The 10,451-nt window shown below is 64.7% G+C and carries 11 protein-coding genes; 7 read left to right on the forward strand and 4 right to left on the reverse strand.

The window, feature by feature from the left end; translation table 11 throughout:
• Positions 1-324: 324 nt before the first annotated feature.
• The 6 genes from ACP146_RS03150 to ACP146_RS03175 all read left to right on the forward strand — a co-directional run bounded on the left by ACP146_RS03150 (position 325) and on the right by ACP146_RS03175 (position 5,661).
• The gene (locus ACP146_RS03150; RefSeq protein WP_422365314.1) at positions 325-1,407 is read left to right on the forward strand and encodes a substrate-binding domain-containing protein; all 1,083 of its coding nucleotides are present in this window, start codon (positions 325-327) and stop codon (positions 1,405-1,407) included.
• Positions 1,404-2,759: a GH1 family beta-glucosidase gene (locus tag ACP146_RS03155; RefSeq protein WP_422365315.1), complete on the forward strand. Its 1,356-nt coding sequence runs from the start codon at positions 1,404-1,406 to the stop codon at positions 2,757-2,759. Before ACP146_RS03150 ends, ACP146_RS03155 begins: the two co-directional genes overlap by 4 nt.
• Before the next feature lie 97 nt (positions 2,760-2,856).
• Positions 2,857-3,870: an arginase family protein gene (locus ACP146_RS03160; protein ID WP_422365316.1), complete on the forward strand. Its 1,014-nt coding sequence runs from the start codon at positions 2,857-2,859 to the stop codon at positions 3,868-3,870.
• 5 nt (positions 3,871-3,875) lie between these two features.
• Positions 3,876-4,649: a hypothetical protein gene (locus ACP146_RS03165; protein WP_422365317.1), complete on the forward strand. Its 774-nt coding sequence runs from the start codon at positions 3,876-3,878 to the stop codon at positions 4,647-4,649.
• Positions 4,650-4,853: 204 nt separating this feature from the next.
• Complete coding sequence (locus ACP146_RS03170; protein WP_422365318.1) at positions 4,854-5,141, forward strand: YjhX family toxin; 288 nt, start codon at positions 4,854-4,856, stop codon at positions 5,139-5,141.
• A gap of 19 nt (positions 5,142-5,160) precedes the next feature.
• Entirely contained in the window at positions 5,161-5,661 is a 501-nt protein-coding gene (locus ACP146_RS03175; RefSeq protein WP_422365319.1) for a GNAT family N-acetyltransferase, read from the forward strand.
• 5 nt (positions 5,662-5,666) lie between these two features.
• Here the strand turns inward: ACP146_RS03175 and ACP146_RS03180 are convergent, their stop codons facing one another.
• The 4 genes from ACP146_RS03180 to puuE are packed head-to-tail and all read right to left on the reverse strand — an operon-like array spanning position 5,667 to position 9,609.
• Positions 5,667-6,908, reverse strand: a complete 1,242-nt coding sequence (locus tag ACP146_RS03180; protein ID WP_422365320.1) for a M20/M25/M40 family metallo-hydrolase — start codon at positions 6,906-6,908, stop codon at positions 5,667-5,669.
• A gap of 33 nt (positions 6,909-6,941) precedes the next feature.
• Positions 6,942-8,201, reverse strand: a complete 1,260-nt coding sequence (locus tag ACP146_RS03185) for an allantoate amidohydrolase (protein ID WP_422365321.1) — start codon at positions 8,199-8,201, stop codon at positions 6,942-6,944.
• Positions 8,198-8,704 (reverse strand): 2-oxo-4-hydroxy-4-carboxy-5-ureidoimidazoline decarboxylase, encoded by a 507-nt coding sequence (uraD, locus tag ACP146_RS03190; protein WP_422365322.1) that lies wholly within the window; start codon positions 8,702-8,704, stop codon positions 8,198-8,200. Before uraD ends, ACP146_RS03185 begins: the two co-directional genes overlap by 4 nt.
• Positions 8,701-9,609, reverse strand: coding sequence for an allantoinase PuuE (gene puuE, locus ACP146_RS03195; protein WP_422365323.1), 909 nt, complete (start codon positions 9,607-9,609; stop codon positions 8,701-8,703). The genes uraD and puuE overlap by 4 nt, the downstream gene beginning before the upstream one ends.
• 438 nt (positions 9,610-10,047) lie before the next feature.
• Here puuE and uraH point away from each other — a divergent pair, with 438 nt between their 5' ends.
• Complete coding sequence (gene uraH / locus ACP146_RS03200; protein ID WP_422365324.1) at positions 10,048-10,449, forward strand: hydroxyisourate hydrolase; 402 nt, start codon at positions 10,048-10,050, stop codon at positions 10,447-10,449.
• Positions 10,450-10,451 lie beyond the last annotated feature (2 nt).

Here is a 10,451-nt window from a genome sequence, read left to right on the forward strand (position 1 = left end):
TCTTGGCGCACACTTTTTTGGACGATGCGACAGCTTGGCCGGCTTTGCCGGGATGTCCCATGTCACCCGTGTGCTTTGGCCGGGAATTCCCGAAATTCAAAGCGCTTTGAACAACACACTTTCTACTTGTAATCTATAAATAGTCAAGCGCTACGTGAGCGACATTCCTGCTAAAGCCTATAAATGTCACGATTTTCAATTGGTTATTCTGTGCCTCCTTGACGGATCGCGAAGCGGTCTGCCATCATCGGTAGTTACTCACGTTTTACCAGCGCCTCTGGAATCTCATAAATCCAAAGCGCTTTTAAGTGCGAGCTACGCCTCTTGCCTGAGAAAATCGTCAATCTGAAGCAACTCTCGGAGTGCCTTGGCCTGTCGCAAACGACGGTCAGCCGGGCGCTGAACGGCTTTCCCGAGGTCAGCGAGAAAACCCGGCAGCGGGTCCTGGCCGCGGCCGCCGAGTTCAACTACCGGCCAAGCCCCAGCGCGACGAGTCTGGCGACCGGCCGGACCCGGGTGATTGGCCATGTGGTGCCGCTGTCCTTCCACCGCATGATCAATCCTCACTTCTCGGACTTTATGGGGGGCGCCAGCGAAGCCTATGCGCGCGCCGGCTACGACATGCTGATCCGCGTGGTCAGAGAAGAGGAAGAGGAAAGCGTCTACCGCGACTTTGCCCGCCGCAGCCGTGTCGACGGCGTAGTAGTGCACGGCCCTCTGGTCGATGAGCCGCGCATTCCGCTTTTGAAGTCGATCGGCCTGCCTTTCGTCGTGCATGGGCGTGGCGGTGGCGAAGCCCTCGACTACTCCTGGCTGGATGTGAACAGCCGGGGCGCCTTCCTGCGGGCGACGGAGTTTCTCGCCGACCTCGGCCATCGCCGCATCGCCCTGGTGAACGGTCTGGAGACCATGAATTTCGCTCATAGGCGGCGTCAGGGTTATGAAACCGGGCTGGCCGCCAGAGGCATCGATCTCGATCCGGCGCTGATTACCAGCGAAGACATGGTCGAGCCTTATGGTTATCGCGCGACCCTTCAGTTCCTGGCGCTGCCGCAGCCGCCGACGGCCATTCTTTTTTCGAGTGTCCTGCCGGCCATGGGCGCCGTACGGGCCTTGAGCGAAATGGGCCTGCGGCCGGGAAGCGACGTCTCCTTGCTCACCTTTGACGACCGTTTGTCGTTTCTGCAGTCGGGCGCCGCATCTCAGTCCGCCGACATTCCGTTTCTGACAGCCATGCGCTCGTCGATCTGGCAGGCGGGGCAGCGGGTGGCCGAGATGCTGATCCACCAGATCGAGTCCAAAAGCGAAGATGCGGTCCAGGAGCTTTGGGAGGCCGAACTTGTGGTCGGCAGAAGCACAACGCCCTGCAAGGAATTGAGCCGCTCGCTCGCCAAGGAAGTCTCTTGACGTCCGCCAAGAGGGAAGACTCCAGGCTGCTTTTCGGAAGGGCCGACTTTCCGCCGGATTTCAAGTTCGGTACCGCGACCTCCAGCTATCAGATTGAGGGCAGCGCCTTTGGCGGCTGCGGGGCTTCCCACTGGGACAGTTTCGCGGCGACACCGGGCAACGTCGTGCGTGGCGAGAACGGGGCGACCGCCTGCGATCACTTCCACCGCTGGCGGCAAGATCTCGATCTTGTCCGCGATGCCAACCTCGATTGCTATCGCTTCTCGATCTCCTGGGCGCGGGTGCTGCCGGAGGGATGGGGCAGCGTCAACGAGGCCGGTCTGGATTTCTACGACAGGCTGATCGACGGCATGCTGGCGCGCGGCCTCGAACCTTTCGCCACGCTCTATCACTGGGACCTGCCGTCGCCCCTGGCCAGCCTGGGGGGCTGGCAGAACCGAAGCATCGCTGACCGCTTCGCCGACTATACCGAGGTGGTGATGCGCCGCCTCGGCGACCGTTTGGCCGCCTCGGCGACCTTCAACGAACCCTGGTGTATCGCCTGGCTCAGCCACTTCCTGGGCCAGCACGCCCCGGGCCTGCGCGATATCCGGGCTGCGGCCCATGCCATGCATTTCGTTCTCCTGGCGCATGGCCGCTCGGTCGAGGTGATGCGCGGTCTCGGCGTGAAGAATGTCGGCGTGGTGATGAATTTCGAATACGCGCAGCCCGCCGACGAAAGCCCCGAGGCGCGGGCCGCCGCAAAGCTTTATGACGGCATCTACAATCGCTGGTTCGCCGGCGGCGTCTTCGACAAAGCTTATCCAGCGGACGTGCTGGCCGGCCTGGAACCGCATATGCCCAAGGCCTTCGCGGATGATTTCGAGATCATCGGGGCGCCGGTCGACTGGCTGGGCATCAACTACTACACCCGCAAGCTGATCGCTCCCGACAGCGGCACTCTCTTCCCGGCGCTGAAGGCGGTCAAGGGGCCGCTGGAGAAGACCTCCATGGGCTGGGAAGTCTATCCCGAAGGTCTCTATCACTTCATCACCTGGATGCATGAAACCTATGCCAGGGGGCTGCCGATCCACATTACCGAGAATGGGATGTCGTCCGACGATACGCTCGACGCCGAGGGGGTGGCCGATACGCAGCGCATCGACTATCTGAACTGTCATCTCGCCGAGGTGCGCCGGGCGATCGATGCAGGGGTGCCGGTGAAGAGCTACTTCATCTGGTCGCTGCTGGACAACTACGAGTGGGCGCTGGGCTACGACAAGCGCTTCGGCCTTGTGCATGTCGACTTCGAGACGCTGGAGCGGCAGCCGAAGAATTCGTGGTACGCGCTGCAGAAAGCGCTGGGCGCTTAGCCGCGCGCCTCTTCACGCGGCTGCCCCAAGAATTCGTCACCTTTGCCGCTGTCCCCTGATAGTCTGCGCGCAACGAGACAGCCTGAGGGAGATGAAGATGGCACCGGACGACTCTGCGCCGCAGCCGGCGCGCGACCACAAAGCCTTTATGGATGCGCTCTACTGGTGGGGCATCCCGACGCTGTTCAGGGCGCCCCACGGTCCCGACCCGGCGGCCTGCGATATCGGCCTGGTGGGCGTGCCCCATTCGACCGGCAACGGCACCACCGAGCGGGATCAGCATCTGGGTCCGCGGGCGGTGCGCGACGTCTCGGCCAACGGCCGGCGGGTTCATATGCATTTCGGGCTCGACCCCTGGAACACATGCCGGATCAACGATCTGGGGGACGTGCCCCTGCCGGAGGCCAACAACAACGAGCGCTCCATCGAGCGCATCACCGAGTTCTACCGTGCCGTCGATGCCGCCGGAACGCGCCCGGTATCGGTCGGCGGCGATCACTCCATCACCGGTGGCATCCTGCAGGCCCTGGGCGGGGCGGACTCGCGGCTGACCGGCGGCAAGAAGGCGGCGATCCTGCACTTCGATGCCCATACCGATGCTTTTTCGAACATGAAGCACTTTCTCGGTGCCGAGAAATCGGCGGCGCACTGGGCCGCCTACCTCGTGCGCGACGGCCATGTCGATGCCCGCCGCAGCGTCCAGGTCGGCATCCGCGGCAACGCCCGTACCCTCGACTGGCTGAAACCGAGCTATGATCTCGGTTACGAGGTCATCACCATGGACCGCTACAAGGAGATCGGTGCTGCGGCTGCCATCGACATTATCCAGCAGCGCATCGGCGACCATCCGGTCTACATCACCTTCGACCTCGACTGCCTCGACCCGACCGTGGCGCCGGGCTGTGCGAACATCGAGGCCGGCTGCAACGGCTTCATGATCGACGAGGCGATGGCGCTGCTCCGGGCGGTGCGCGGTTTCAACATCATCGGCGGCGACGTCGCCTGTCTGATGCCGACCAAGGACAGCCCCAACAAGATCACCTCCATGGTGACCATGTCGGTGATGTTCGAGATGTTGAGCCTGATCGCCGACAGCCACTTCCGGGACTGATCCCGATGGTTTCACAGGCTGGCTCCGTGGCGTCGTCGCTGAACGACCTGCGCGGGCAGATCGCGCTTCGATTCGGCCCCCTGCCGCTGCTCGGCCGTTTTTTTGCGGCGGCGGAAAGGGTGGCGGACGAACTCGGTATCCGGCTCACCATCGAGCAGGATTTCGAGGCTCTGCTGGCCTTCAATGCCACGCAGCAGGAAAGTTGGTATCCCCTGACACCGATGTACGATCCGCGGCTGAACCGCCTGACGGCGGAGAATGCCTTCTGGATTTCCGGCCGCGACAGCCGGGGCGATATCGTGGCGACCCAGTGCGCGCGTTTCTACGACTGGACCGGCACCCACTTCAAGGCCGAGTTCGAATCCCTGCGGCTTGCCTATGCCGCGCCGGAGGCCGCGCGCTTGCCGGCGGAGCGGGCGGTCTGCGAAGCGCCTTCGTCGGTCGGGATCACCGGGCCGGTGGTTTTCAGCGGCGCCGGCTGGTACCGCCCGGACTATCGCGGCAAGGGGCTCTCCGGCCTGCTGCCGCGCATCTCCCGCGCCCTGGCGCTGACCCGCTGGAACACCGATTTCACCTACAGCTTCGTCGAACCCAAGCTGGTGGAGAAGGGTGTCGCCGCGCGCTACGGCTACACCAGGGTCGAAGCGGGGGTGGAGTGGCTGAATTCCTTTCGCGGCAGCTGTGCCTTCTGTCTGGTCTGGATGCCCCGCGACCAGTTGCTGGCGGATCTGCAGGACTGGTTGGCGTTGGTGGAGAAAAAGGCGGCCGATACGGCTTGAAGCCGCGGGCTTGCCTCGCTATCTAACCTTTGGCGACGACAGTTATCGGAACCGTCGCCCATACTCGGAGCTTTTATGTTGGAGATTGCGGTAGCCCGCTGATGTCTCCCTTTCGGGAGACATGAGAGAGCGGCGTTGGGGACCTTCCTGACAAGGACGGGCCGGCAGCGCTGTCTGGTGCCATCTCAAGTCCGAGTAAATCCATTGAATATTTCCAAAGCTGAACAGCGCGTGCTGCACGTGCTCGCGCAGGGCGGTCATATCCGCCATACGCGCGGCTCCAAAGAACGTGGCCCCAATGGCCGTGGTGTGGGCCGAAAAATCATCAAAGTCCTCTGCGTAACCCGAGAGGGCCATATCCTCAGCGACTGCACCCTGGCGGTCTTCGACCGCCTGCGCAAACGGCGGCTGATCGCCTCCTCGAACGGCGGCCCCTACCGCGCTACGCGCCTGGGCCGTGTATCGGTGCGCGCGCAACTCGACAACCGCTAACGACAGGAAACCAAGAACCATGAAAAACACGAACAGCATCCGGCCCGCCCGGCCCGGCGACAGGGCCGCGTTGATGGCCCTGGCCGAAGCCACCGGCCTTTTCCAGGCGCCTGAACTCGAAGACTTCGAGGCCATGGTCTCGGCCGCTTTCGCCGGCGACCTCGGCGAGGACCACCTCTGGATCGTCGATGAGGATCAGGACAAGAGTGGGGGAAGCGGCGGCCTGCGGGCCGCCGCCTACTACGCACCGGAGATGATGGCTGATGCCGTCTGGAACCTCTACTTCATCGGCGTGTATCCGGACTGCCAGGGGCAGGGCCGGGGGACCGCCCTGCTGCGCCACGTCGAAGACGAGCTGCGGGCCAAGGGTCAGCGCCTGCTCCTCATCGAAACCTCCGGCCTCGACAGCTTCGCGCAGACGCGGGCCTTCTACCGCAAAAACGGCTACGACGAAGAAGCCCGCCTCCGCGACTTCTACTGCGCGGGAGAGGACAAGGTGATCTTCCGGAAGGCTTTGTAAAGAGCTTAAGCTTCCTTCAACAAATCCAATAGCGTCAGCGCCACCACTTCCGTCGCCTTGGCGAGGTCGTCGAGGGGCAGGCGTTCGTCGGCGCGGTGGGCGTTGGCTTCTTCGATGCTGTGGGGTCCGGCGCCGTAGAGCACCGTGGGCACGCCGGAGGCGGTGTAGTGGCGGGCGTCGGTGTAGAGCGGCACGCCCTTGGCCACCACCGTTTCACCCGTTACTTCAGAGGCCCGTCCGGCCAGGACCTCGGTCAGGTCTTCGCCGCCGGGCAGCGGCATCAGCGGGGCGGCCAGCAGCACGCGCTTGATGGTCACGGTGATGCCGGGGAAAGGTTTCGCCGCGTCTTCGATGAGGGCGCGCAGTTCGGCCTCCACCGCCGCCGGGCTTTCCTCCGGGATCATCCGGCGGTCGAGGCGGAAGGTCACCTTGTCCGGCACCACGTTGGTGTTGATGCCGCCCTCGATCAGACCGACGGTGCACTGCGGGCTGCCGATACCCTCGATCTTTGAGACCTGGGCCGAGAGGCCTTTACGCCAGTCGTAGAGGGCTGTCAGCGTGGCGTTGGCGGCTTCCAGCGCGTCATGGCCGGTGAACGGCATGGCGGCATGGGCGGACTTGCCTTCCAGCGTGACTGCCAGGTGCAGGCAGCCGTTGTGGGCCGTCACCACGTTGTAGGAGAAGCCCGCGCCGATGGAGAGGTCGGGCCTGGAGATGCCCTGGTCGATCAGCCAGCGCGGTCCGATCTCGCCGCCGACTTCCTCGTCATAGGTGAAATGCAGTTCGACGGTGCCGCCCAGCTTCGCGCCGGCTTCCGCCGCCTTGTCGAGGGCGATCAGTGCATAGGTGTAGGTGGCAAAGTCGGACTTGGAGACGGCGACGCCGCGCCCGTACATCCATCCTTCCACGACTTCGGCGCCGTATGGGTCCTTGGTCCAGCCTTCGCCCGGCGGCACCACGTCGCCGTGGGCGTTGAGGGCGACGACGGGGCCCTCTCCGAATTTCCGGCGCACCACCAGGTTGGTGGCGGAAATCATGCCGGCGGCGGTGACGGTTTCCGCCGGTACGGGATGGCGTTCCACTTCGAAGCCAAGCGCTTCCAGCAGCTCGGCGGCGCGCTCTGCATGGGCGCGGCAGTCGCCCGGCGGATTGTCGGAGGGCACCTTCACCAGTTCAGCCAGGAAACGCGCCTGGGCGTCGCCTTCGGCGGCGAGGGTGCTGCGGATGATGGTCTCGGAATTGCTCATAAGGTTGGTCTTTTCTGATCTCTTTGTGTCGGGCTACCGGCGCAGCGCATCCGGGTCGAGGTGTTCCAGGAAATCCAGGAAGACCCGGGCGCCGGTTTCGGCATCCTCCGCCGTGATGCTTTCCAGCGGGTTGTGGCTGATGCCGCCGCCGCAGCGCAGGAACAGCATGGCGATGGGGCAGAGGCTGGCCAGTGCCATGGCGTCATGGCCGGCTCCGCTGGGCAGGCGGTGAACCCGAATACCCTGGCGTTCGATGGCCCGGTCCAGTGCGTCCATCAGCGCGGTATCGCAGGCGACGGCGCCTTCGTCATAGAGGCGCTCGACCGTCAGCCTCAGCCCGCGCCTTTCGGCGATGGCGGCGAGGTCCTGTTCCAGGGCGGCGATGGCAACTTCCCGCTGGCGGTCTTCCGGCGCGCGGATGTCGAGGGTGAAGTCGACCCGGCCCGGGATCACGTTGACCGCGCCCGGCGCCGCCTCGATGCGCCCGACGGTGGCGACGAGGCCGGCTTCGGATTTGCCCAGGCGTTCGATGGCGCCGATCACCTCCGCCGCGCCGCTGAGGGCGTCGCGCCGGAGGTTCATGGGCACGGTGCCGGCGTGGCCGGCCATGCCCTCCAGGGTGAGGGCGAAGCGGCTGGCGCCGTTGATCGCGGTCACGGTGCCCACCGGCAGGCCCTCAGCCTCCAGCACCGGGCCCTGTTCGATGTGCAGCTCGACGAAGGCGAAGACGTCCTCCGGGCTGCGAGCCTCCTTGGCGATGCTGCCGGGATCGCAGCCGAAGCTCCGCAGCGCCTCGGCCAGGCTGCCGCCCGTGTCGTCTTGCAAATCGAGCACGGCCGGGTCGACGGTCCCGGCGATGGTGCGGGAGCCGGAGAGGGTGGTGGGGAAGCGCACGCCTTCCTCGTCGCCGAAGGCAATGACCTCGATGGCGAAGGGCAGGCGTTTGCCGCGGGCGTTGAGATCGGCGATGCAGGCGATGGGTAGGGCAACGCCCAGGTTGCCGTCATAGGCCCCGGCATCGCGCACGGTATCGATGTGGGAGCCGGTGATCAGGGTCTTGGCGCCCGCTGCGGCGCCTTCGTAACGCCCGACCACATTGCCGATGGCGTCGATCCGCGCGGTCATGCCAGCAGCCTCCATCGCGGCGATCACCGCCTCGGCGCAGGCCTTGTGCTCGGGGCTCAGAAAGACGCGGGTCAACTTGTCCGGTTCCTCGCTGAAGCGCGCCCAGTCGTCGACCATGGCCTTGATGCGGGCGCCGCTAACAGCCAGGGAGGGTGCGGTCATTGTCATGGCAGGATGTCCTTCAGGCGCAAGAGGGCGATGCGCTCGATCTGTTTCAGGGCGGTGGCGAACTCCGCCGCCGCGTCGTTTTCCAGGCGCGCGTTGAAGGCGGCCAGGATCTCGTCCTTGCCGCACCCCTTCACCGCCATGATGAAGGGCATGGCAAACTTCGCCTTGTAGCGCTCGTTCAGTTCGGTGAAGCGGCGGCGCTCGTCGTCGCTCAGCAGGTCGAGCCCGGCGGAGGCCTGTTCCCTGGTCGATTCGGCGGTCAGCCGCCCGGCGGCGGCCAGGCGCCCGGCAAGGTCCGGGTGGGCGGTGATGAGGGCGCGTTTCTGCGCCTCCGTGCCCTTTTCCAGCGCCGTGGTCATCAGCCGGTGCAGGGCCTCGGCCGTCTCGGTGCCTTTGGGGATGCCGGCATCATAGGCCGCTTCGGCGATCCAGGGGGAGTGCTCGAAGACGCCGCCGAAGCGGGAGACGAAGGTCTCACGGTCCAGGCCGTTGAGGGCGCTCACGGCCTGTGGTGCTCGTGCCAGTGGCGGGCGATGTCGATGCGCCGGGTGACCCAGACCGCGTCGTGGGACTTCACGTAGTCGAGAAAGCGGGCGAGGGCGGCGGCCCGTCCGGGCCGCCCGGCGAGGCGGCAGTGCAGGCCGACCGAGAGCATCTTGGGGGCGCCGGCCTTGCCCTCGGCGTAGAGCAGGTCGAAGGAGTCCTTCAGGTAGGTGAAGAACTGGTCGCCGGCGTTGAAGCCCTGGGGCGTGGCGAAGCGCATGTCGTTGCTGTCGAGGGTGTAGGGAATGATGAGGTGCGGGCCCTTCGGCCCCTCCACCCAGTAGGGCAGGTCGTCGGCATAGGAATCCGAGGAATAGAGGAAGCCGCCCTCGGCCATCACCAGGTCCAGGCTGTGCTCGGAGGTGCGGCCGGTATACCAGCCGAGCGGGCGCTCCCCGGTGACGCGCTCATGGATGCGGATCGCCTGATCCATATGGGCCTGTTCTTCCTCAGGCGTGAAATCCTTGTACTCGATCCACTTCAGGCCGTGAGAGGCGATTTCCCAGCCCGAGCGCTGCATGGCAGCGACGGCGGCGGGGTTGCGCTCCAGCGCGGTGGCGACGCCGTAGACCGTCACCGGCAGGCCGGCCTGCCCGAAAAGCCGGTGGAGCCGCCAGAAACCGGCACGGCTGCCGTATTCGTAGATCGATTCCATGTTCATGTGGCGCTGGCCCGGCCAGGCCTGGGCACCGACAATCTCCGAGAGGAAGGCCTCGGAGGCCGCATCCCCGTGGAGGATGCTGTTCTCGCCGCCCTCCTCGTAGTTGATGACGAACTGCAGGGCGATTCGGGCCCCGCCGGGCCAGGCCGGATCCGGCGGATTTTCGCCATAGCCGATCAGATCGCGTGGGTAATCGCCGGTCATCGTCGCCCCTCGTTTGACTTTATTGGCCGTTGTTACTTCCAGGCAGTGGCCTGTTATAGCGTCAAGTTTATAGTAATGCAGATGAAGCGGTCGGCAGTTACAGGTTTTTTTTGAAACTGCTTCAGGAGGGAGTAGTCTTCTGTTTCCCGTCGCGACCGGTGAGAATAATCCGACTCATAAGGTCAGCGACAAAACAAGGGCCCCTCTAGAGCAGGTCCGAATTGATGGAGTCGCCTGTGCGATCCATCAATCCGGTGAATCTGCTCTAACTTTAAGGTGTAGAGCGGATTCACATGTTTTGGCGCAACCACAAAGTGGTTTCGTCAAAACATGATCCGCTCTAGTAGAAACAGGGTCCGCCCAATAAGGGCAGGCTTCCGGGTGGTTGAGAACCGCCGGGCAGCCAGACAGGACAGGGCTGATCAGGAGGGGGAACATATGACTGGCAGCGACGCCAGTGGACCCGGAAAGCTGACCAACGCAGGAAAGCTGACCACCCATGTGCTGGACACGGCTTCCGGCCGTCCGGCCGCCGGGGTGCGGATCGACCTCTACCGTCTCTCGGGCGACGGGCAGGGCCGGGATCATTTGATCACCGCCGAAACCAACGCCGACGGCCGCTGCGACGGGCCGCTCCTGGCCGGGGACGCCTTCACCGTCGGGACCTATGAGTTGGTGTTCCGCGTTGCCGACTACTTCCGCGCCCTCGGGGTTGCCCTGCCGACTCCGGCCTTCCTGGACGCGCTGCCGATTCGCTTTGGTATTGCCGAGCCTGGCCAGCACTATCACGTGCCGCTGCTGGTCTCACCCTACGGTTACTCGACCTACCGGGGAAGCTGAAG

Source organism: Pelagibius sp., from assembly GCF_965249265.1.
GTDB lineage: Bacteria > Pseudomonadota > Alphaproteobacteria > Kiloniellales > Kiloniellaceae > Pelagibius.